General features: G+C 40.8%; 22 protein-coding genes and 2 pseudogenes. 20 read left to right on the top strand and 4 right to left on the bottom strand.

The window, feature by feature from the left end; all coding sequences use genetic code 11:
- The first annotated feature begins 182 nt into the window (after positions 1-182).
- The 3 genes from H6H03_RS28840 to H6H03_RS28830 all read left to right on the top strand — a co-directional run bounded on the left by H6H03_RS28840 (position 183) and on the right by H6H03_RS28830 (position 4,122).
- Positions 183-2,570 (top strand): DUF4912 domain-containing protein, encoded by a 2,388-nt coding sequence (locus H6H03_RS28840; RefSeq protein WP_190958487.1) that lies wholly within the window; start codon positions 183-185, stop codon positions 2,568-2,570.
- A 122-nt stretch (positions 2,571-2,692) separates the two neighbouring features.
- The gene (locus H6H03_RS28835; RefSeq protein WP_190958486.1) at positions 2,693-3,214 is read left to right on the top strand and encodes a DUF937 domain-containing protein; all 522 of its coding nucleotides are present in this window, start codon (positions 2,693-2,695) and stop codon (positions 3,212-3,214) included.
- Positions 3,215-3,474: 260 nt separating this feature from the next.
- The gene (locus H6H03_RS28830) at positions 3,475-4,122 is read left to right on the top strand and encodes a class I SAM-dependent methyltransferase (RefSeq protein ID WP_190958485.1); all 648 of its coding nucleotides are present in this window, start codon (positions 3,475-3,477) and stop codon (positions 4,120-4,122) included.
- Between the two features lie 601 nt (positions 4,123-4,723).
- Here the strand turns inward: H6H03_RS28830 and H6H03_RS28825 are convergent.
- On the bottom strand, positions 4,724-5,521 hold the full coding sequence (locus H6H03_RS28825; RefSeq protein WP_190958484.1) for a dienelactone hydrolase family protein: 798 nt from the start codon (positions 5,519-5,521) through the stop codon (positions 4,724-4,726).
- Between the two features lie 335 nt (positions 5,522-5,856).
- Here H6H03_RS28825 and H6H03_RS28820 point away from each other — a divergent pair, with 335 nt between their 5' ends.
- The 3 genes from H6H03_RS28820 (at position 5,857) to H6H03_RS28810 (ending at position 9,846) form a co-directional block, all read left to right on the top strand.
- Positions 5,857-6,402 carry a DUF2267 domain-containing protein gene (locus H6H03_RS28820; RefSeq protein ID WP_190958483.1) on the top strand — a complete coding sequence of 182 codons (546 nt, stop codon included), beginning with the start codon at positions 5,857-5,859 and terminating at the stop codon, positions 6,400-6,402.
- Between the two features lie 282 nt (positions 6,403-6,684).
- A complete protein-coding gene (locus tag H6H03_RS28815; RefSeq protein WP_242058027.1) occupies positions 6,685-8,568 on the top strand; it encodes an MASE1 domain-containing protein in 1,884 nt (627 codons plus the stop codon).
- Positions 8,569-8,874: 306 nt separating this feature from the next.
- A complete protein-coding gene (locus tag H6H03_RS28810; RefSeq protein ID WP_190958482.1) occupies positions 8,875-9,846 on the top strand; it encodes a helix-turn-helix domain-containing protein in 972 nt (323 codons plus the stop codon).
- A 224-nt stretch (positions 9,847-10,070) separates the two neighbouring features.
- On the opposite strand, the gene H6H03_RS28805 is transcribed toward H6H03_RS28810, so the two are convergent.
- Positions 10,071-10,559 (bottom strand): hypothetical protein, encoded by a 489-nt coding sequence (locus H6H03_RS28805; RefSeq protein ID WP_190958481.1) that lies wholly within the window; start codon positions 10,557-10,559, stop codon positions 10,071-10,073.
- Positions 10,560-10,877: 318 nt separating this feature from the next.
- Positions 10,878-12,209 (bottom strand): annotated as a pseudogene (locus H6H03_RS28800) (site-specific integrase); the annotation flags it as partial.
- Between the two features lie 323 nt (positions 12,210-12,532).
- Here H6H03_RS28800 and H6H03_RS42110 point away from each other — a divergent pair.
- The 13 genes and pseudogenes from H6H03_RS42110 to H6H03_RS28740 form a co-directional block, all read left to right on the top strand.
- Positions 12,533-12,691, top strand: a pseudogene (locus H6H03_RS42110) (nitrogenase molybdenum-iron protein alpha chain); the annotation flags it as partial.
- A gap of 205 nt (positions 12,692-12,896) precedes the next feature.
- Positions 12,897-14,432 carry a nitrogenase molybdenum-iron protein subunit beta gene (nifK, locus tag H6H03_RS28795; RefSeq protein WP_190958479.1) on the top strand — a complete coding sequence of 512 codons (1,536 nt, stop codon included), beginning with the start codon at positions 12,897-12,899 and terminating at the stop codon, positions 14,430-14,432.
- A 171-nt stretch (positions 14,433-14,603) separates the two neighbouring features.
- A complete protein-coding gene (locus tag H6H03_RS28790; protein ID WP_190958478.1) occupies positions 14,604-14,951 on the top strand; it encodes a Mo-dependent nitrogenase C-terminal domain-containing protein in 348 nt (115 codons plus the stop codon).
- Positions 14,952-15,247: 296 nt separating this feature from the next.
- Positions 15,248-16,660: a nitrogenase iron-molybdenum cofactor biosynthesis protein NifE gene (nifE, locus tag H6H03_RS28785; protein ID WP_190958477.1), complete on the top strand. Its 1,413-nt coding sequence runs from the start codon at positions 15,248-15,250 to the stop codon at positions 16,658-16,660.
- Positions 16,661-17,998: a nitrogenase iron-molybdenum cofactor biosynthesis protein NifN gene (gene nifN / locus H6H03_RS28780; protein ID WP_190958476.1), complete on the top strand. Its 1,338-nt coding sequence runs from the start codon at positions 16,661-16,663 to the stop codon at positions 17,996-17,998. It abuts the gene before it with no gap.
- A gap of 41 nt (positions 17,999-18,039) precedes the next feature.
- Positions 18,040-18,453, top strand: coding sequence for a nitrogen fixation protein NifX (nifX, locus tag H6H03_RS28775; protein WP_190958475.1), 414 nt, complete (start codon positions 18,040-18,042; stop codon positions 18,451-18,453).
- On the top strand, positions 18,450-18,926 hold the full coding sequence (locus H6H03_RS28770; protein ID WP_190958474.1) for a NifX-associated nitrogen fixation protein: 477 nt from the start codon (positions 18,450-18,452) through the stop codon (positions 18,924-18,926). Before nifX ends, H6H03_RS28770 begins: the two co-directional genes overlap by 4 nt.
- A gap of 245 nt (positions 18,927-19,171) precedes the next feature.
- Positions 19,172-19,390 carry a CCE_0567 family metalloprotein gene (locus tag H6H03_RS28765; RefSeq protein WP_190958473.1) on the top strand — a complete coding sequence of 73 codons (219 nt, stop codon included), beginning with the start codon at positions 19,172-19,174 and terminating at the stop codon, positions 19,388-19,390.
- Complete coding sequence (gene nifW / locus H6H03_RS28760; protein WP_190958472.1) at positions 19,387-19,704, top strand: nitrogenase-stabilizing/protective protein NifW; 318 nt, start codon at positions 19,387-19,389, stop codon at positions 19,702-19,704. The genes H6H03_RS28765 and nifW overlap by 4 nt, the downstream gene beginning before the upstream one ends.
- A gap of 10 nt (positions 19,705-19,714) precedes the next feature.
- Entirely contained in the window at positions 19,715-20,518 is an 804-nt protein-coding gene (locus tag H6H03_RS28755) for a HesA/MoeB/ThiF family protein (protein WP_190958471.1), read from the top strand.
- 92 nt (positions 20,519-20,610) lie between these two features.
- Positions 20,611-20,982, top strand: coding sequence for a HesB/IscA family protein (locus tag H6H03_RS28750; RefSeq protein WP_190958470.1), 372 nt, complete (start codon positions 20,611-20,613; stop codon positions 20,980-20,982).
- Positions 20,983-21,083: 101 nt separating this feature from the next.
- Positions 21,084-21,383, top strand: coding sequence for a 2Fe-2S iron-sulfur cluster-binding protein (locus H6H03_RS28745; protein WP_190958469.1), 300 nt, complete (start codon positions 21,084-21,086; stop codon positions 21,381-21,383).
- 200 nt (positions 21,384-21,583) lie between these two features.
- Positions 21,584-21,835, top strand: a complete 252-nt coding sequence (locus H6H03_RS28740; RefSeq protein WP_190958468.1) for a FeoA family protein — start codon at positions 21,584-21,586, stop codon at positions 21,833-21,835.
- 205 nt (positions 21,836-22,040) lie between these two features.
- Here the strand turns inward: H6H03_RS28740 and H6H03_RS28735 are convergent, their stop codons facing one another.
- Positions 22,041-22,250, bottom strand: a complete 210-nt coding sequence (locus H6H03_RS28735; protein WP_190958467.1) for a TOBE domain-containing protein — start codon at positions 22,248-22,250, stop codon at positions 22,041-22,043.
- A 756-nt stretch (positions 22,251-23,006) separates the two neighbouring features.
- Here H6H03_RS28735 and H6H03_RS28730 point away from each other — a divergent pair.
- The gene (locus tag H6H03_RS28730) at positions 23,007-23,603 is read left to right on the top strand and encodes a CBS domain-containing protein (protein ID WP_190958466.1); all 597 of its coding nucleotides are present in this window, start codon (positions 23,007-23,009) and stop codon (positions 23,601-23,603) included.

The raw sequence follows: 23,603 nt of genomic DNA, 5'->3' as shown, positions 1-23,603 counted from the left end.
AATTATCTCTACTCAAAGACTGAGTTTTCTGGATAATTTAGTAAAAGTATTACTAATAATTTATCTCCAAAGAAAGAATAAACAACAAAGGATGATAGCCAGAATTAGGTAGTTTAATCAACGATTTGAAAATAGTTGGTACTTTATCTGCCTCCGTTTATGATGTGCGGAGGTCTTTTGGTATGAACAAGCAGGCTGGGAAAATTTTTTATCACCAAAAATCACAGGCATCAACAGCAAGTTTTGTTGTTTTTACTGCTGTGTCTACTCCCTTGGCAATCTCTTTGATTGCTAGTCCAGTGTTCGCTCAGTCATCGACTGTTAATAGTTCTTTTCCTGTTCCGCAATCTGTTCCTAGTGGGACACAAGTGCGGATTAATGGTACAACCAGTATGGAAAAGATTAATCAGGCACTAGCGCAGCAGTTTCAAACGAAGTTTCCCAATACCAGTGTTACCACTGGATATGATGGAACAGATGTGTCTTTGAAAGCATTGCCAAATGGACAGATTGATTTGGCGGCAATTGGTCGTTCGTTAACAGAGTCGGAGAAAGCCCAAGGGCTAACAAGTATTCCCATCACTCGGAATAAGATTGCGGTAATTGTCAGCAAGGACAATCCGTATATAAATAATCTGACTTCTGAGCAATTTGCGAAAATCTTTCGGGGTGATGTTACTGACTGGTCACAGGTTGGGGGTTCTGCCCACAGAATTCGCCTGATCGATCGCCCAGAAAATAGCGACTTGCGGCAAGCATTTCAAAATTATCCCGTTTTTCAAAAAGCTCCTTTTAAAACAGGTCAAAATGCCGTCCAAGTTTCGGCAGACAGCACGGAAGCGGTAGTCAAAGAATTAGGAACAGATGGTATTGGATATGCTATCGCCGATGGAGTAATTAATAACCCCAATGTGAAAATTCTTCGACTACACAATGTTCTGCCCACCGATCCCCGTTATCCCTTTTCTCAACCTTTGGGATATGCCTACGACAAATTTAATCCAAGTCCGGCTGCCACAGCATTTTTAGGCTTTGTGACTGCACCCGCTAATCGCCGAATTATTGAACAAGCCAGGGTGAAAAATGCGAACGTTATTCCTGAAACAGCATCCACGCCTACAGCTGCAACTGCTCCCACCACTAGAGCTGTAACAGAACCCCAACGTGAATCTTCATGGTGGTGGTTATTGCTAATTCCGTTATTAGGTGGATTGTTATGGTGGTTGCTAAGTCGGCGCAGCGATACTTCAACCCCGACTGGAGTTGCTACACCTGCTCTAGGAAGTGCCCAAGCCCCAGAGAATCGAATCGTCCTCACACCTCGAAATTGTAGAGATGTCTATGCTTACTGGGAAATTTCCAATCAGGTAAAAGAAGACTTGCAACGGCAAGATGGACGTGGTTTAAAACTGCGTCTTTATGATGTCACTGATATTGACATAAATCGGCAAGCGCCGCATAGCATGAAGGAATTTGATGTTGATGAACAAGCGCAAGATATTCACCTGGCGATCGCACTAGATAATCGTGATTATGTTGTTGAGCTTGGTTGTTTGAGTAATAATAATCGCTGGTTAAACATCGCTCGTTCCGCTAAAGTGCGAGTTCCTGCCTGTGAACCTGCTAGCAGTATCCCTACAGCGGCTACTGGTGTTGCGGCTGCTTCTTTAGGGGACAATAACTCTGTAACCACAAAAGATGATAGTCGTGTAATTTTAGTACCTCGTAATTCCAGAGATGTCTATGCCTATTGGGAAATTCCCGAAGCACGGAAGGCAGAACTGCGACAACAGGGGGGAAGAAAGTTGGCGCTTCGTGTTTATGACAGTACAGGCATTGATTTGGAACGACTAACTGCCCATAGTTTTCGGCAGTTTGAGTGTGATGAATCAACACAAGATTTACACATTCCCATTGCCCAAAGCGAACGCGACTATGTGGGACAATTAGGCTATATTTCTGCCAATGGACATTGGCTGAAACTGGCCGAGTCAGCACCGATAAAAGTTTCATCGACTCTGAGGCAGGATAGTACAGTCAGATCCTCCGGTGCGCCAATTAACTTGGCATTGGAACGAATTGATAATCCATCTAACGCAACAACCAACGTAGCAAAAGATTTAGGAAATAGAGTTAGCGAAACAATTGCCGAAACCACACCTACCGTAGCAGGACTGGGAACAACTGCTCAGTCATTCGTTGGCAGAAAACAAGGCACAGCGAGTCTAGGTAGCGATCGCCGGATTATCTTAGTACCTCGCAACGCGAGTGATGCTTATGCCTATTGGGAAATTGCAGACGAGTACAAAACAGCTGCACGAAGGCAAGGCGGACGCAGATTTGTCCTGCGAGTTCACGATGTGACAAATCTGGACATTGACCATCAATCGCCCCATATTACTCAAGAATATCCATGCGATGAGTGCGAACAAGATAAACACGTTGCAATTCCAGCCAGCGATCGCGATTATCTTGCAGAAATAGGTTATTACACAGACGATGGCCGCTGGCTGAGTATTACTCGCTCTTTTTACGTTCACATACCATCGAATAAGGTGTTGAGTATTTAATATCATGTCCTCTGAAAAAGAGGGAGCATGGGCAAAGGGGCTTTTGGAATTTTTGCATAGATGCAGTAATCATAAAGGTGCATCCATTGATTAATCAATTTTAAGTAAGAGAGGAATTAATCATGGGACTTTTCTTTGAGGTTTTAAGTGCAATTAATAATCCCAATCAACGCGGAAATGTTGCTCAGCTAGAGTCGATTATCAACTCAGTTCAGCAAGTGGCCACTAGTCGAGGCATTCAACCATCTCAAATGCAAAATATCATGTCAGTTATGGGCAATATGCTTCGTCCTGTACTGAGGCATCAGCAGTCATTACCTGATGGGAATCAGTTACAAAATCTGATTAGTCAACCTACTAGTACTGATACTAGTGGAATGGGAATGCAATCTTTACTGCCACCTCAGTTGCAGCAGCAAATTGTTCAAACAGTTTCCCAAACAACGGGAATCAGTCCTAATGTAATTGAGGCTATTTTGCCCACAGTAACTTCGGCAGTACAAAGTTTGCTAAGTATGGGTTCTACTAACGGTGGCTCTCTAAATTCAAATTCTATTTTGAATACTTTTTTAGATAGCGATCGCGATGGCGGTACCGATTTAAGTGACGTTCTCAGATTTGGCGATCGTTTTGTTCATCCATAATACACATATAGGGTTCCTGTGTGATTTTTCAAAAAGCTCTGTAAATCTCAAGAGTAGCAGCTTTGAAATTGCACAGTAACTCATCCTGTTGACGGTTAACTGTCAACCGTCAACACGAAAAGATATGCTGCGTTGCCTTTAGAAAAATTATTTATTGTGAAGTTTCTTGCTGTTAATATAATACACAAGGTTTGGACACTAGACAGGTTATACAGTTGAACAAATAGTTAAAAACAGTAGTTCTATTTGTAAACAAACCTATGCAGATAAATCAGGCGATCGCAACCTACGATCGCGCCGCAGTGGATTATGACGCAATTATGAGGCGTTACTGGCACATTGAGCGCGAACCGCTAATTGCTTCCTTGCAACTTCAACCAGGACAAACTGTACTGGATGCTGCGGTAGGAACAGGTCTGAATCTTCCAGCCTATCCTCAAGGGGTGCATGTCGTCGGTGTAGATCTTTCTCATAAAATGCTGGATGAAGCGCGTAAAAAAAACGTATCCGCAGACATCACTTTTAAAGTATCGGATCTCTGCAATTTAGATTTTCCTGATAATAACTTTGATGCAGCAGCATCGGGATTTACCCTCTGTGTCGTTGACTATCCAGTCCGTGCTTTGGAAGAAATTTTAAGAGTTACCAAACCTGGTGCTTTAATTGCCATTATTGATTACTGCAAATCACGAGATCCAGAGATTGTAAAATGGCAAGAATTAATATCTGATGCAGCCTCACAACTAGGTTTTCCCACTGACAAAATCAAGTGGAATGCATTGATGGATTATGAAGAATTGATTTACAACAGTAAGCTGACTATTGAAGTGCTGATAGACAATCGCATAGAAAGTCCTAACCCGTTTTCATGTGGTTGTCAATTCCTGCTGAAAAATTCCAAAGCTTAAAAACTTAAATTGTAGTGCGTTAAGCGTTGCTATAACGCACCAACATATCTGGTGCGTTAATTTATCAATAGAGTTCCAACAATGCAGGGAAAATAAGCACAATCAGCATCACATCAAGTAAAACTAAGCTCACTATCAGCCAAATGTTAATTGTATAACCTTCTGACTTAAAGTATAACACAATAGCTTTATTAATAATTCCAACAATTATTGACGTATCAAATAAAGAAGCAGCTATTATTCCAAACAGGTAGGAGAAACTATTTCCTTGGCGATAGCTTGGCGTTGTTATATGCTGATAATACAGCAAAATAGCTAAGTTTCAAAAAAAAAATAGTATAAGCTACGAGCCACTTGTTGTTAGGCATAATCTGAGCAATAACAAAAGGAATAGTTAACAACAAAATAAAAAATCCAATAATATCAATCATTAATAAATTCCTAATTTTTTAGATTATTTATAAATATCCATTAGTCACATAAAATTTAGTAAAAGCGAACATGGAACGGAGAATATAACTGCGTATTAGTGAGATGTAACACCTCACTAATACGTACAAATAAAAGCCTGTTACCTGTTGCCTATTACCTATTGCCTGCTTTACAAATTGTTTTTAAACAGTTCTAAAACATGTTGCCAAGCATCAGGAGCGGCTTCAGGATTGTAACTTGGGTGTTGTTCCATAAATGGGTACTTATCTTTGAAAAATCCAGCAAAGAATCCGTGCCCGGCATCATATCGAAATACACGATGATTGATTTGATTTCTCTTTAATTCTGCTTCAATTTCCTCGGTTTCCTCCAGGGAAACTAATGTATCTCTTGTGCCAAAAAAGGCATAAATAGTACCTTTAATTTCCGGAGTACGATTAATAGTTGGAGTTTCTTCACCATAACTAGAAGTGGTAATTCCAGCACCATAAAATGAAGCTGTGGCTTTGATATCTGGGAAAGTTGCAGCGATGTAAGCAACGTGACCGCCAAAACAAAAACCAATGACACCAATGGCATCTTGTTTAACATTGGGTAAAGTTTTTAAGTAGGCGATCGCTGCTTGAATATCACTCAAGATATCTTGATACTTTACTTGTTGATAATATTCCAACCCCAGACGATAGGCTTCTGGGCTAAACCCAACATCTTCGGCGCTAAAATCAGCCTCAAAACCGGGAGCAATACGTTGATACATTGCGGGGGCTATTGCTATATAACCTTGTTTAGCGATTAGTTCTGCGATATCTCGAATGTTACTGTTGATGCCAAAAATTTCTGGAAACACGATAACTGCGGCAAAGGTTCCCTGATGTGCTGGTTGAGCTAAGTAAGCATCAATTTCTAAACCATTATTAGGTATTTTGACTTTTGCGGTGTTAATTTCGATGTTTGTGATTTCTACCATGTTTTTTCCGGCGAGTTGATACCAACTTGTCTATTTTGACTGTTTTTCGACACAGATAGAAGATGTATAGACAAGCTATTTTTTCCGTTTATGCAGCAACGACAAGCCAGACGGTCGTATGACAAATTACACAACAAAGGCATGAAAATATTTCTTCCCAATCCCTAGTACCTACTCCCTTTTTCAAGCTAGGATGTGCCTTATTACTCAACATGGAATTTATAACTTTTGGACAGACACCATCTCGAACTTCTGGACGATACTAAGGGTTTTTGATTTGTGCGACCTTACAGAGGCAAGCATAAAGACTCAATATAAAGAAGCACAAAAAAATTATGCCAGATCAAACATTTAGAACAAACATTCCAGAAGTAGATCCAAGTGAGATTGAAGATACTCGAACTCAAAGAGCGATCGCCAACGAACATCGCTCATTCCTAGAAAAAGTCATGGTCAAAGCTGGATTTGGAGATTTATATGACGCCAGAGACTTTAGCGAAGTTGTGTTTCGCGTCATGCGTGACTTGATGACAACAGAAGCAAGCGATCGCGTCGAGGGAGAACTGCATAAAGAAGCTGTGTCTACCGACGAAAAAGCACTCCAGTTTGAAGTCGCCGATCTTTGGAAAGATACCAATCCAATTGTCGGATTATTGAGCCGGGTTCGTCCACCCTGGCAAGGTCCTGGCATCTTCAAAATCGATTCCGATCGCTTCCTGTTCCGAGTTGCTAATGAAGGCGGTAAGCCAGCAACGGTTGACCGAGAACAAGCAGTTAAAGCCGTATTTTCTGCCACCAAAGACGAACTTTCCCAAGAGCGAATTGAGGAAATTGCTAGTTGGCTACCTGACTATGTACGTCAGCTTTGGGAACAAGCTTAATTACAAGTCTGAAAAAGTCAAGTCTGTTTGTGGATGATAATCGCAAACAGGCTTTTTATATAAATCATTCCGCAGACTTCACAGTTTGGTTTACCACAGAGCATGGTTTCTTTCGGTCTGACTTGCGCGATTCCATACTCATCACTATTTTTGCCATAGTGAGAAGCACAACGCACCCTACGTTTTGGTAGTTACGATTTGTAAACAAAATTGCTTAAAATCGTATTCTAAATACTAGCTGGTTAAAAAAACGCCAAGGAAGGGAATGCTAGAAAGAGCAATTTGAAACTAGCTCTGAGGCGATCGATGTTTTTCCCAAAAGCTTTGCTAAAAGCCCGTATTCCCTGCGTAGGCGAAGCCCGCCGCAGGCATCGCCGCCTGATAATAGGGTTTTTTATCCTGCTACCCGTTCACTTTGCCTTAGCCAAGTTAGCAACAGCATTTACATTTCCAGACGGCTCAGCTGCAATTTGGCCATCATCTGGCGTGTTTGTGGCAACACTGCTATTATTTGGACGGCGTTTTTGGGTTATCTTGCTGCTTTGCGACTTTATTATTAACCGGGTGCTATTTTTTCAGACGCCTGCTTCTTTAATAGTTGCGTCGCTGAATGCGATCGACTCATTTATTATTAGTACCTTAGTCGCTCGTTTCATTCAACGACCCTACCCATTTGAGCGCCCCCAAGATGCGATCAAATTTATTGCTTCGCTTTTCTTGTTTACACCTTTGACCGCCTTAGTGGGGGCAGCAACTCAATGTGCAGACGGAATTTCAGTCTGGCAGAACTTTCAGATGGTTTGGCTGGGGTGGTATGTCGGTACTGTTGTGAGTATGTTAATTATTTCTCCTGCATTATTAACGTTGTTTAAGGCATATCGCAGCCGTCAGTGGTGGAAAGCAAAGCAGCCAGGAGAATTTTTTCTAGTCTTAGCACTATTAATAGGAATTGGCTGTGCAGCTTTTTGGAGCAACAATCCAGTAGAGTATATGATGGTACTGCCGTTGTTGTGGGCTGCTTTTCGATTGGAACAGTGGCAAAGCACACTTTTAATTCTTGTCATGGCAGCGATCGCCATTTTTGGTACATCCAAAGGATTTGGATCTTTTGCCAAAGATTCCGTTGGCACTTCTCTAATGCTCCTGCAATCTTTTATGAGTGCATTAACCATTGTCACATTAATTTTGTCGGCGGCGATCCACGAAAATCGCACTTCCTCTGCTCAACTAGAGCAAGCCAACAATCAGCTAGAACTTCGCGTTGAGCAGCGAACTTCTGAACTGATGAATACTCTACAAGAGCTTCAGATTACTCAGGCGCAACTGATTCAGAAAGAAAAAATGTCAAGTTTGGGGCAATTAGTGGCAGGGGTAGCACATGAAATTAATAATCCAGTTAATTTTATTCACGGTAATCTTAACCATCTACAGGAATATACTCAAAATTTATTAGATTTTGTAGCGTTACAGCAGAAGTACGAACCAAATCCTGCCCCGGAAATTTTAGCAGCTGCCGAGGAGCTGGATTTAGAGTTTTTGCGATCGGACTTACCGAAAATATTGTCTTCGATGAAAGTAGGTACCCAGAGAATTCGGGAGATTGTGTTATCGCTACGAAATTTTTCTCGCATGGACGAAGCTGAATTTAAAGCCGTTGATATTCACGCAGGTATCGATAGCACTTTGATGATTTTGCAACACCGCTTCAAAGCTACATCAGAACGTCCAGAAATAGAGGTGATAAAAAACTACGGTAATCTGCCGTTAGTAGAATGTTATGCCGGACAACTGAACCAAGTATTTATGAATATTTTGATAAACGCGATTGATGCTTTAGAAGAACGTAATGCCAAGCGTACCGAGCGAGAAATTCAAGACGATCCAAATCGAATTACAATCCGCACAGATGTTGTTAATAGTACTTTTATAGAAATAGCGATCGCTGATAACGGCATCGGCATTCCCAGCCACATTCAGCAACGCATATTTGATCCCTTCTTTACTACCAAACCAATTGGTAAAGGAACTGGGATGGGGATGTCTATCAGCTATCAAATTGTTACAGAAAACCATAACGGTAAACTAGAGTGCCATTCAGTTCCGAACAAAGGAACTGAGTTAATCGTTCAGATTCCTCTCCAGCAAAGAGTTTATAGTGCAGCTTAACGTATAGCGGAATGTAGTTGAAGGGAGGAATGCGATCGCTTTCTTCTCTGACACTACATCATAAGCCTTACGCACAGTTCAAGGAACTTACCCTTGGTACGCACCTAAGGTTTTTTCTCAAAGAGATGTCAGTATCATTTTTCCGTTCGTGACTGCGTTTATTACACCTTTGTTCCAGTGTTTTTGATGAATTAAAAAAAATTAAATTATACAATTAATATCCGGAAAGCCAAGGTGAAGTTAGGAAAAATAGTGAAGATTTGATTGTAACTTTCTTTCCTTGATTTAATATAAAAGGCTTTCACAATGGTGACTACTCCTGTATACTATTTGCAAATTCTCGGCAATCCGAATATTGAAATTTCTCAAGATGAGGTGCGATCGCTTTTAGGAGAAATAGAAGTACAACTGCATAGTAGCGGAGTTTATCGGCGTGCTTTAGCGATGGTGCAAAAGTTAATAGGCGAACAAACACATCAGGCTCAAGATATATTAAAAGCTGTAGGTAGAGAAGCGATCGGTTTAGCATTTCGACAATTTGCCCAACAATATCAAAAAGTTGAAACAGCTACAGATACCACGCAAGCCACAGAAACAGTCAATTCTTCACCAGAAATACAGCCCACTCTCCAAGAGCAACCCTCTAAAAATGCAACAGAAAATTCGCTGTGGAAAAAACCACTACAATTGCTAAATCATCAGAAAATTTCCCAAGCACAACAAGCCGAGCAAGCAGCCCAACAACGCATAGATAGCCTACGCCAAATCGGCCAAGAACTCCAAAAAATCCGTCAGTCCAAAGGGCTTTCTTTGTACCATATCCATTTTTGCACCCATATCCGAATGGAGCTGATAGAGGCATTAGAAAACGGTAACTCCAAAGAATTACCAGATGACATTTTTCTACGTGGATTTATCCGACGTTATGGAGATGCTTTAGGACTTAATGGTGTTGCTTTAGCTGCTTCTTTGCCAGTACAAGCAGCTATACCAGTAACTAAGTCCTTGTCGCATCAATCTAAAAAAGGAATGGAACTGGAAATTCATCCGCCGCATTTATATGTAGGTTATACAGCTCTTCTTGCCGGTGCAATGGGAGGATTAGCTTTGATGTCCCAGCAACAAGCAAATACTAATATATCAATAGAGCAAGATAACTCTTCTTCTGTTTTACAATCATTAAAACAAGAATCTCCTACTGTTAAACCAGGGATTAAATCTACTAATAATGGTGTGGTTGTTGGATCTGATATTTCCCCACCAGAAGGATCATATTAACGAACTGCACCACAGCAGATTGCAAGTTTGTGAGGTACAGATCGTTGTAGGGTAGCACAGCTGTGCTATCCGCAAACAAAAGTATAAAAGGAATGCGATCGCGCTTATTTTCTCACCCTACGCCATATTGCGATCGTCTGCTGATAAATCAAGGTGCGTTGCGCTTTGCGACAACACACCCTACATTAGAAATGCGATCGTTCTTACTGATTATCTCAAAGTACTTATGAAAGTAAACTTTTGATTTCAGGGCTTACACTACCAGCAGACAAATAAGCTTTTTTAATTGTTGCGATGTATTTAGAAACTAATTTTTGCAAACCACTATCAAAATAATTAGTCTCCATTTCTTCCTCACTGACACCATCATCATCGCAGCACTCCCATGCTAAATGCCCCGGACATGGAGCTTCTTTGCTGTACCAACGCTTTTTATCCTCTTCAGAAGAGAGAGTCTCTTTACTCCACAAACGAACTAGATAGCTGTTTGGACAGTTAATACTAGTTTCCATTTCCACAAAAGCCTTTTCTAAATCTACGCTCAGTCCCACAGCTTCATACATACTATCGCTTACATTATCATTCCAAAACTTAATTTTGCAGTTTCCAGAATTAATTGCTCGAATAATTGAATCAGAAATGTATACCAAGTTGTTTTCAAGCTGACGATATACAAAGTCTTCTCTTGCTTCTGGATTAATTTGGCTGCACATAACTGTATGTTGTCGGTTTATATTTGAGGTTCAACTAGAATTATTCACTAAAAACCTTCAAAACTAACATTATAGAGTTTCCTAATTTACTGAGGTACTTAATACATTGCTAATAAAATTGGATAAACCTCTGTGTACCTTTGCGCTTGACTCTGCGCCCCTCTGCGTTAAAAACAAAACTTTGTGTACCTCACTTAACAGCAAATTGCTATAATATGTAAAAATTATTTATTTGTGATAATATAAAATTAAAATATAATTAGCTATAAAGTGGGTTGCCCTGTGTGATAACCCAGTATGTAAATTTCATTAACCAACTCAAATCTTTTTATAAAGTATCTCCATCTTCAATTTCTCAATCTCCAACTTTAATTTCTCATTTTCCAATCTCAATTTAGCATTCTCTTCCCTAATCAACTCAACTTCATTCCTCTTGCTCAAAGCCTGATTCATCGCTAACTTTCGCATATCGAGTGAGAACCAACGCTGATAAGTTTGCGTATGAACTTGTACGCTATGCCCCAAATTATCTGCCGCAGCTTTAATTGGAATTCCCAAAATATGCGCTCGAATTGCCCAAGCGTGACGTAAATCATAAGGTTTAAAATCTAAGCCTATTTTACGAAACCACCAACTGACTCGTTGTGTTAATGCCGTAATTTCTGCATAATTAGTATTATCTTTTTTACTAATTGCTGTTGCCAACATTTCTAAATGTTTGGGATTTCTTAAATCAAATTCTTCAATCCATTTTTTATATAACGGTAAAGCTTCCCTCTCGCCAGTCTTACAGTCTTTATGAACCTTCCAGGTTAAATCTACATTTTCTTGACTTAACCACCAATCGATGTCAGGATTAGTAAAAAGCTCACGCGGTCGTAAACCAAAAACTGCTAACATTCCATAAGCCCAGCGCCAAAGTTGCCAGCTATCTTGAACATTTTGGTTCACTTGATTGCCTCTGGTATTTAAATATTCTTCAAACTTGCTAATTCCCTCAGCTATTTCTGCATCAGTCGGTATATTGCGGGAATTCTTCTCTGGCATTTTGGAATATTTTGATAAATCGATTTCGATTTTGAACGTCTGGCAAAATACAGCGATCGCTCTAGCTGCATTATACTTAGCCCATTCCTTATCGATTTTTTCAATTGCAATTATCAAATTCTCAGAAGTCGCTAAATCAGTAGCATTTGTGAATCGCTTAGTTCGGGAAAAATAATAAAAAAATGTATGTTCGCTTTTTGTTGTGCGTTTGTGAGTTTTAAAATATTCATCTTCAAAATTTTCGAGTAATTCTCCAATTGTTTTAAAATCTTTTTTGATTGCCTCATTACCTAAATATTTATCATTCCATTCAAATGTTTTACGAGCAATTAACTTACCTAATTCATAAGCTTCTTCCTCAGCCGTCTTTAACCCATCTAAATTTGCAGGAATATTCAAGCTGAGATTGTACTGCTTTCTACCAGTGCCATTTTTATCCTTGTCTCCGGGTTTAATCGGTAATGTAGCGCGTAATTGCAGACTTCCATTCGATTCTCTAATTGTTACCTTTGTCTTTGCAGACTTCAAACGCAGATTTACTGTCTCTAATTCCAGTAGTACTTTTGATTTCATGTGTTCTCTTTACTGCTGTGCTTGCAGACTTTAAATAATTCGTAATTCGTAATTCGTAATTTGACTCTTAATTATGAATTATCAATTACAAATTTTTTTTGTCCTGGTTATACTTACTCAATAACTACTAATTTGTAATTTATAATTTTTAATTACCAATTACTACTTATAAAATATCTTTTTCCGACTGATAATTAATTCCTGATTCATAACTAAAATCCTTAATTACGAATTACGAATTACGAATTATGTTTTAGCTTATATTTAGCTTAAAAATAAATGCGTTCTCGGCGAACAATGTTTAATTCTGACATTGCTCATTGCAAACATTAAACTCTCTAAAAAAATAAAAGCATCAAAAGGATTACTCCGGCCCTTATCACGGTTATGACGGCTTTGCTATCTTCGCTCGTGATATGGATTTGGCACTCAACAGCCCAACCTGGGGATTAATTGGCGCTCCCTGGAGCAAAAAAGCTGAAGCTAAAGCTAAAGCCAAAGCAACCGCCTAAAAAAAATGAGAGAGACATAAGTACCTGGGGCTAATACCCCAGGAGGGAGTCGGGAATTCAAAATTCAAAATTAAAAATTCAAAATGATGTGTTTTGCTTTTTGCATTTTGAGTTTTGAGTCACATTTCCACTCCCTAACTAGTCTCCATTCGCCTCACTGCCGATTCCTCGATTAGTAATAACTCAGCAAGCTTGGAGATCAGAAATGCCTCAGAATCCAGATAAAATTCAAGACCACGTAGAGCTGTTTCACCAGCCGGAATACCAACAATTATTCCAAAACAAGAAGGAATTTGAAAACGGTCACGACCCCGAAGAAGTTGCGCGGGTTGCAGAATGGACTAAGAGTTGGGATTACCGCGAAAAGAATTTCGCTCGTGAAGCTCTAACCGTCAACCCCGCTAAAGGTTGCCAACCTTTAGGAGCAATCTTTGCTGCTGTTGGATTTGAAGGCACTCTGCCCTTTGTTCAAGGTTCCCAAGGTTGCGTTGCATACTTCCGCACCCACTTAACCCGCCACTACAAAGAACCATTCTCTGGTGTATCTTCTTCCATGACTGAAGATGCAGCGGTGTTCGGTGGTCTGCAAAACATGATTGATGGCTTGGCGAACTCTTACCAACTCTACAAGCCCAAGATGATTGCTGTCTGCACCACCTGTATGGCAGAAGTAATTGGTGATGACTTACAAGCTTTCATCAACAACGCTAAGCAAGCTGGTTCAGTTCCTCAAGATTTCCCAGTTCCTTACGCTCACACCCCCAGCTTTGTTGGTTCCCACATCACTGGTTACGACAACATGATGAAGGGTATTCTTTCTAACTTGACCGCAGGTCATAAGAAAGAAACCAGCAATGGCAAAATCAACTTCGTTCCAGGTTTTGACACCTACGTTGGCAACAACCGCGAAATCAAGCGGATTGCTTCTCTGTTTGGCTTTGACTACACAATTCTAGCTGACAACAGCGATTACCTGGATTCACCTAACACTGGTGAGTTCGATATGTATCCAGGTGGTACAAAGCTGGAAGATGCAGCAGATTCAATTAATGGTAAAGCTACAGTATTCCTGCAATCACACTCTACAGTCAAGACCCGCGAGTACATCGAAAAAGAATGGAAGCAACCAACCGTAGTTTCCCGTCCTTGGGGTATTAAAGCTACTGATGAGTTCTTGATGCAACTCAGCGAACTATCTGGTAAGCCCATTCCTGAAGAATTGGAAATCGAACGCGGTCGTGCAGTTGACGCAATGACTGACTCCCATGCATGGGTTCATGGCAAGCGCTTCGCTATCTACGGTGAACCCGATTTAGTGTACAGCGTTGTGGGCTTCATGCTGGAAATGGGTGCTGAACCAGTTCATATTTTGGTTCACAACAGCAACGAACAATTTGAAGCAGAAATCAAAGAATTGCTTGCTTCTAGCCCCTTCGGTCAAAATGCAACAGTTTGGGGTGGTAAAGACCTGTGGCACATGCGTTCCTTGTTGTTCACCGAACCCGTAGACTTGTTGATTGGTAACTCCTACGGTAAGTACCTGTGGCGCGATACCAAGATTCCCTTAGTGAGAATCGGCTACCCCATTATGGATCGCCACCACTTGCACCGCTACAGCACCATCGGTTACCAAGGTGTAATCAACTTGCTCAACTGGATTGTAAATACAATCTTCGAGGAAATCGATCGCACCACCAATATTCCTTCCAAGACCGATATTTCCTACGACTTGATTCGTTAGAAATTACACGGAAACGCAAGTTATTAGGAATTAAGGGTTAGGGACTGGGGACTAGGGACTGGGGACTGGGGACTAGGGAATTAATTATTCCCAATCCCCAATAACCAATACCCTCTCCCCAGTACCCAATACCCACTCCCAAATTTAGCATTTACCTGAGGCGTAAAATAAATGGAAACTATCAATAAAACTCACACCCACACTCATACTCATCCTCATCCTAATTACCATCCACCTAACTATCGAAAACGCGGGATATTTAGCAAAATTCTCAATCCTTTACGTAATGTGGTAGATGGAATTCAGGTTAAAAATAATCGCTTCGCTCATTTAATTTGCCAAACAATTCCTTGCTGTTGTCCTTTTGAACGCCAAATAAAATTATTCGGGCGGTCTTTTGATATTCCAGCATTGTGTAAACTCAATCCTTTATATGATGAGTTTGTCGGATTGCGTTTTCGTGCTTTATCTTATCTCGCCGATGTATGTGGGGAAGATGTCACGAAATATATTTGTTAGTTATTAGTCATTGGTCATTAGTCATTGGTTATCGGGACTTAATAAGTTTTTATCTCACGCAAAGGCGCAAAGGCGCAAAGAAGAAAGTAAAAGTAAGGGCTTTTGCAAGAAGTCAATTAGTTATTCAAAAAACGGCGTTGCTGAATCAGAGTATGAAATGCCAAAATTACCTTTTCTTTGTACCTTTGCGCCTTTGCGACTTTGCGTGAGACAAATTCATATTTTCAATCAGCAACGCCTAAAAAACAAATGACTAATGACAAAGAGAAAAACTGCCATCCACTAAGAGAAGAGAGATGAAAAGCACCCAAGGCAAAATTAACGAGCTGCTCAGTGAGTCAGGATGCGAACACAATCAGCATAAACAATCAGAAAAGAAAAACAAGTCTTGCACCCAACAGGCACAACCTGGTGCTGCTCAAGGGGGTTGTGCTTTTGATGGGGCGATGATTGCCTTAGTACCCATTGCGGATGCGGCTCATTTAGTCCACGGGCCGATCGCCTGTGCTGGTAATTCCTGGGGCAGTCGTGGTAGTCTCTCTTCTGGGCCGCAACTCTACAAGATGGGCTTTACGACTGACTTGACTGAAAATGATGTTATTTTCGGTGGCGAGAAGAAGCTTTACAAAGCGATTTTGGAACTCCACAAACGCTACCAACCAGCAGCAGTGTTTGTCTACGCTACTTGCGTGACTGCTTTGATTGGCGATGATATCGATGCAGTTTGCAAAACCGCAGCCCAGAAGATTGGCACTCCAGTTATCCCGGTAATTGCTCCAGGATTCATTGGCAGTAAAAATCTGGGCAACCGTTTTGGCGGTGAAGCTTTATTAGATTATGTTGTCGGGACAGCAGAACCGGAATACACAACGCCTTATGATATTAACTTAATAGGCGAGTACAACATCGCCGGGGAAATGTGGGGAGTCACGCCGCTGTTAGAAAAATTAGGCATCCGCATTTTGTCAAAAATTACGGGCGACGCTCGGTACAATGAAATTCGCTATGCCCATCGCGCCAAGCTGAATGTGATGATCTGTTCGCGGGCGCTGCTGAACATGGCGAGAAAGATGGAGGAGCGTTACGGCATTCCTTATATTGAAGAATCTTTCTACGGCATCGATGATATGAATCGCTGTCTGCGAAATATTGCTGCTAAATTAGGCGATCCGGATTTGCAAGAACGCACAGAAAAGCTGATTGCTGAAGAAACTGCGGCTTTAGATTTGGCACTGGCTCCCTATCGCGCTCGACTCAAAGGTAGGCGTGTTGTATTGTATACTGGTGGCGTTAAAAGTTGGTCGATTATCTCGGCTGCTAAGGACTTGGGTATTGATGTTGTTGCTACCAGTACTCGGAAAAGTACTGAGGAAGATAAAGCCAAAATCAAGAAGTTGCTGGGTAACGATGGCATCATGCTGGAGAAAGGCAACGCCCAGGAATTGTTACAGCTGGTGAGAGATACTCAAGCAGACATGTTGATTGCTGGAGGTCGTAACCAATATACCGCCTTAAAAGCTCGGATTCCTTTCTTGGATATCAACCAAGAACGCCACCATCCTTATGCAGGTTATGTAGGAATGATTGAGATGGCGCGGGAATTATACGAAGCTCTTTATAGTCCGATTTGGGAGCAAGTACGCAAGCCGGCTCCTTGGGAAGAGAACGTGGGGAGTGCTTTCACTGCGTCAATGGAAGAGGTAATCTAAATGGCGATCGTTACTGTTTCTAACAAATCACTGACGGTTAATCCTCTCAAGCAAAGCCAAGCTTTAGGCGCGTCTTTAGCTTTTCTGGGATTGAAGGGGACGATGCCTTTATTCCACGGTTCTCAAGGTTGTACTGCTTTCGCTAAAGTTGTCCTGGTGCGGCATTTCCGGGAAGCGATTCCCTTGGCTACCACTGCGATGACGGAAGTCACTACGATTTTGGGTGGCGAAGAAAATGTGGAACAGGCAATTCTGACTTTGGTGGAAAAGGCTAAACCAGAAATTATTGGTTTATGTACCACTGGATTGACGGAAACTAGAGGAGATGACATTGAAGGTTTTCTCAAGGAAATCCGCGATCGCCATCCAGAATTGAATGATTTAGCGATTATTTTTGCCCCGACTCCCGATTTTAAAGGTGCGTTGCAAGATGGTTTTGCCGTCGCTGTGGAAAGCATAGTTAAGGAAATTCCCCGCGCAGGTGGAATCAAAACCGAACAAGTAACGATTTTGCCGAGTGCTGCTTTTACGCCAGGCGATGTCCAGGAAATCAAAGAGATGGTGACGGCTTTTGGCTTGGTGCCTATCTTTGTACCTGATATTGGCGCTTCCCTTGATGGACACTTGGAAGATAACTACAGCGCGGTTACAGTTAGCGGAACTACCTTAAAACAGCTACGAGAAGTTGGTTGTTCTGCTTTCACCTTGGCTTTAGGCGAGAGTATGCGCGGTGCAGCCAAGATTTTGGAAGAAAGATTTGGCACGCCTTACGAAGTGTTTGGAGAAGTGACTGGATTAGAACCAGTAGACGAGTTTCTCCAAGCATTGGCGGTTCTCAGCGGTAATAGCGTACCGGAAAAATACCGTCGCCAACGTCGTCAGTTGCAAGATGCGATGTTAGACACGCACTTTTATTTTGGTGCGAAGCGAGTTTCTTTAGCACTGGAACCCGATTTATTGTGGTCAACAGTCCATTTTCTGCAATCAATGGGAGCGCAGATTCATGCTGCGGTGACGACAACGCGATCGCCTTTACTCGAAAAACTCCCAGTTAAAAGTATTACCATCGGCGATTTAGAAGACTTTGAGGGTTTAGCAGCAGGTTCGGATTTGCTAATTGGTAACTCAAATGTCGGTGCGATCGCCAAACGCCTTAATGTTCCTCTTTATCGCCTGGGATTGCCCATTTATGACCGCTTAGGTAATGGTCAATTTACCAAAGTTGGTTATAGAGGCACAATGGAACTTCTGTATGGCATTGGCAACCTCTTTTTAGAGGCAGAAGAAACAAGAGTTAAGAAGTTACAAGAATTAGGAATTGTGGGCGCTGATTTTTGAAGAATGAGTCAGAATTCACAATTTTAAAGAGGAGAAATACGATGAAAATTGCCTTCACTACGAGTGACCGAGTTCATATTAATGCTCATTTTGGATGGGCAAGATTAATTGATGTTTATGAAATTTCCGATGAGGGATATCATTTTGTCGAAACCCTCAACTTTGAAGGCGAACTCAAAGAAGATGGAAATGAAGATAAAATCACACCAAAACTGGAAGCATTAGGCGATTGTACCATTGTTTATGTAACAGCAATTGGTGGCAGTGCTGCGGCTCGGTTAATCAAAAAAGGTGTTACCCCAGTGAAGGCGCGATCGGAAGAAGAAGAAATTAGCGAAGTGCTAAATAAATTAGTACAAACCCTCAAGGGTAATCCTCCACCTTGGTTGCGTAAAGCTTTACAACAAAAACCTTCAAACTTTACAGATGAAGTTGGAGACGAAGCAACAGTATGACTATAAATAATAGTGTGAACGGAACTGCTGCCGCTGAAGTCTTGAACTCGCCTTTTATTAAGGTATTAATCAAACAGATTCGGGGTCAAGATAGCTATGGAGTTTATCGTAGTTGGTCGGATGAGTTAATTCTCAAACCCTTTATTGTTACCAAACAAAAGAAACGGGAAATTTCCGTTGAAGGTGAAGTAGATCCAATAACTCAAGCTCGGATTATGGCATTTTTTCGAGCTGTAGCTGCTGGGATTGAACAGGAAACAGGCTTAATTTCTCAAGTTGTGATTGATTTGAGTCATGAGGGATTTGGCTGGGCGTTGGTATTTTCTGGTCGTCTTTTGTTAGCTGTAAAAACTTTACGCGATGCTCAAAGATTTGGCTTTGATTCGCTGGAGAAATTGGCCGAAGAGGGAGAAAGCTACGTCCAAAAAGGTATTGATTTGGTGAAGCGGTTCCCGGAAGTAGGAAAAATATAAAAAGTTAAGAGTTAGGAGTTAGGAGTTATGAATTATGAGTTAGGAGTTATGAATTATAAGTTAGGAGTTATCAGTTAGGATTGATAAATACTGAGTTATCGGTTAATAGTTAGGTAAATCATTAACTCGTAACTCTTAATTCCTAACTCCTCACTCCTAACTCCTAACTCCCAACTCTTCACTCCTAACTCCCAACTCTTCACTCCTCACTCTTAACTCCTAACTTTAAAAATAAGGGGTTGCTGATGGTGCAAGCGGAAGAAACGAAAATTGAAGAACTGAAGGGACAAATTAGACGGCTGAATAGTAAGGCAGGTCAGATGAAGATGGATCTGCATGATTTAGCGGAAGGTTTACCAACAGATTACAAACAACTTATGGATGTTGCAGCTGCAACTTATGAAATCTTTCGTCAGTTAGATGAACTTAAGCAACAGCTGAAAGAATTGGAGAACGCTAAATGACTGGAACTTTGGAAGAATTCAAGAAACTTGTAGATGCAGAAGAATTTTTGCAATTCTTTAATTTGCCTTACGACCAACAATTTGTAAATGTAAATCGTTTACATATTTTGAAAAAGTTTTCGCAATACATCAAGGAAGTTGATGATAATTCTCCTGATTTGAGTGCAGAAGAAAGGCTGAATCAATATTCTGTAGCTTTGCAAAAAGCTTATCAGGTATTTATCGAGTCAACACCACACGAACAAAAGTTGTTCAAAGTGTTTAACGACAAGCCGAAAAATGTAGTCACACTGACAGAACTCACTTCTGATTAGGAGGTATAAATTGGTAAACCTAACGCCTACCGAATTAGAACGCTATCGTCGCCAAATGATGCTGCCTAATTTTGGCGAAGCAGCACAGAAGCGCCTAAAGTCAGCAACGGTTTTGGTTACGGGTGTGGGAGGATTGGGCGGTACGGCGGCGCTTTACTTAGCAGTAGCGGGCGTTGGGCGGCTAATCCTAGTCCGGGGTGGTGACTTGCGGCTGGATGATATGAATCGTCAGGTTTTGATGACGGACGATTGGGTAGGTAAGCCAAGGGTATTCAAAGCTAAGGAAACTCTGGATGCAATCAATCCTGATGTCCAGGTGGAAGCAGTTCATGATTATATCACCCCGGAAAATGTGGACGCGTTGGTGCAATCCGCTGATATGGCTCTTGATTGTGCCCATAATTTTACGGAGCGCAATTTGTTAAATGAAGCTTGCGTGCGCTGGCGTAAGCCAATGGTGGAAGCTGCAATGGACGGGATGGAAGCTTACCTGACAACGATTATTCCTGGTGTGACTCCTTGTTTGTCCTGTCTGTTTCCAGAAAAGCCTGATTGGGATCGGCGCGGCTTTTCAGTTCTAGGCGCTGTTTCTGGAACGCTGGCTTGTTTAACCGCGCTGGAGGCGATTAAGTTGATTACTGGGTTTAGTCAGCCTTTATTGTCGCAATTGCTAACTATGGACTTGAGCAGATTGGAATTTGCTAAGCGCCGTTCTTACCGCGATCGCTCTTGTCCAGTATGCGGTAATAGTGCGCCCTGGAGATACGCTCAACCCAATTCAATGGAAGCCAGCGGTATTGCACAAAATAGCTAATTTCGTCATTAGTCATTGGTCATTAGTAAGAAAGCAAAGGGCAAATGACAAAGGACTAATGACAACGGACAAACAATAAATCAGGAGATCTAATGTCTGTAACTTTATCAGAAAAAGCAGAATTTCATCTGTGGGCATTTCTTAGAGGTTCCGCACCCGACGCTAATGGCGCAACTAAAGGTGTCCGCTTCTCTGTCAAAGATGGTGGTTGCAGTGGCTACGAATATGCAATGGATATCACTAACAAACCCCAACCAGACGATTTGGTAATCCAGCAAGGCAAAGTGCTGGTTTACGTTGACGCCAAAAGTGCGCCGTTATTAGAAGGAGTTATTGTTGACTTCGTTGAGGGTGTGATGGAAAGCGGCTTTAAGTTCATCAACCCCAATGCAACTGAGAACTGCGGTTGTGGAAAGTCTTTCAAAACAGGTGACTGTACGCCTACTGGTGTACCTTGCAGCTAACACCATTGTCAGTGTTAGGCGATCGCATTGCACAGCGATAAGTTGACTCAAAATTTTCGGAAATTAATCCTAATTGTATAACGTTTGAGGAGAATCGGAAAATGGCTACCTACCAAGTTAGATTAATCAACAAAAAAGAAGACATCGACGCCACAATTGAAGTTGACGAAGAGACTACTATCTTAGAAGCAGCAGAAGAAAATGGTATTGAGTTGCCCTTCTCTTGTCATGCAGGTTCTTGCTCTAGCTGTGTTGGCAAGGTTGTTGAAGGTGAAATTAATCAAGACGATCAAAACTTCCTAGATGACGAGCAGGTTTCTAAAGGATACGCTTTACTTTGTGTAACCTATCCTCGTTCTAATTGCACAATTAAAACACATCAAGAAGCGTATTTGGTTTAAACCTTTACTTTGATTGCTGTTCTTAGCAATTACAGCACATTGTAAAGCAGTGAGGTACAGATAATCGTAAGGGCGCATAGCTATACGCCCTTACCCGTGTACTTCATTGACGTGAAATAAGCTGTAAACAAAAATGAAGGATAAAAATATACTTTATCCTTCATTTTCATAGTTCATCATTCATTATTAATAATTGATTTGTGTTTACACCTTTTAGAGTGATTGGCTGCTCCTTAGAATTATTGGGAGTGGGAGAGCAAGGAATTATCAGTTTCTGCAAAATTGAAGATGAAACAATTTTAAACAAGCTGATATCCAAGGGTATAATACCAGGAAAATCTATCATTGTACAACAAAGGTTTCCCTCGTTAATTATTAAAGTAGAAAACACTTCTTTATCAGTAGATATAGAAACTGCCCGTGCTATTTATATTAGAATAATTCATCATTAAATTATTTGTAATAAAAATACGGCAAATTGTAGGCTAACGCACCGCCACCGCCAACACCAACAATTCAAGGTGCGTTGCGCTTCGCGACAACACACCCTACTAATAAATTTTTGACCTCACTCCTTTGTTAACTAATTTTAGGAGTGAGGTCACTAATTTATAGATTATGAATGCAATTTGGTATCAGAAGCAAATTGGATATTTTTTATTCAACAGCAACTAATACATCTGATGATTTAATAACTGCATAAGCTGTTTTACCTTCTGCAAGTCCCAGCTTTTCTGCTGATGATTTTGTGATGATTGACACTAGCTCTACCCCTGGTGCTAGTTCTAGAGTTACTTCAGTGTTAACTGAACCAGGTACAACTTTTTTAACGGTACCTTTGAGAGAATTACGAGCGCTAATTTCCATTTTTCTTGTGTTTCTTTTATTATGGATACTCAAATAATGTAGCAAATGATGTTTAAAAAATCAAATTCTTTGGGGTTTCTTAATAAGGTATAAGAAAAATCAACCAAAGTCTATTGGCATATATCTGTGGAATGTTGACTTTTATCTTTTTTTTATTGACATGAAGGTATTTAATTGCTAGATGTTACTTGCGTACAATATCATAGTTATATCACCTATCTGCTAATAATCTAATTTCTAAAATAAGACTATTAAAAATACTCAAACTTTCTGTATTTTCACAATTTTTTAAGATTTTTCCTTCAATATGTCTGGGGATCTTTATAAATGATTCATAATTCAAACTTATCATAGTGATAATATATAGATAAGCTAAATTGTTGCTAGTCAACCTAGACTTCAATAAAGGCGATTACAGAGTGATTTCAGACATTCCTCTCTTAATTCTGGTAAAGCCTAAAAATAGGTAGGAAGTAAGATTTACTCAACACGAAAACAACGGAAAAAGCGTAAGTCAGTTCGCAGAAACTAGCCAGATTTATTAAGGTGTGAAATCGGTTCAATACATCGAAATAGGTATGTCTAATTTCCGTAACCGCTTTTGACGGCGGCAAATATAATTCCTCAGAATTCAACTTGAATTTGAGTTAAGCATCTTTGCGTTCCGCGCAGACTAAGCAATGCAGTTTGGGAAGAATTGCAGCAGTTTAGAACAAATTCGCTTACTTGCAACAACGAATTTAAGGAGCAGCAATTATGAGAGCCAAACAGATCATGACTCAAGATGTAGCTACTATTCGCGGTTTGGCTAGTGTAGCTGAAGCAGTTAGATTATTAAGGCTCAAGCAATTACAGGCGTTGGTTGTAGAACCCCGTCACAGTGGCGATGCTTACGGTATGGTTACTGAGATGGATATAGCCAGCAAGGTTGTTGCTTATGGAAAAGACCCTGAAAAGGTGCATGTCTACGAAATAATGAGTAAACCCTGCATTGTTGTAAATCCTGACCTCGATGTGGAATATGTTGCGCGGTTATTTGCTAATACTGGTGTGTGGCGTGCGCCTGTGATTCAAGGTGAATTACTTGGTATTATTTCTGTAACTGATATTATCACTAAAGGTGACTTTGTAGAGAAACCAAAACTAACATTCTTACGCAAAGAACTCCAAAAAGCTATTTCCAATGCTCGCTCAATTTCTGCTAATTATGGTGCATTTTCTAAACGAGCGATCGAAGCTTGGGATTTTGTAGATGAACTTGAAGCGGAAGCTGGTTTTTATGGCGCACCAAAACCAGAAAAATCAGCAAGAGAATTATTCTCTGATTGTGAAGAGTTAGTAGCTATTGCGTAA

It is taken from the genome of Nostoc paludosum FACHB-159 (genome assembly GCF_014698835.1).
Lineage (GTDB): Bacteria > Cyanobacteriota > Cyanobacteriia > Cyanobacteriales > Nostocaceae > Nostoc > Nostoc paludosum.
This window is presented reverse-complemented; position numbering and strand designations above follow the sequence as displayed.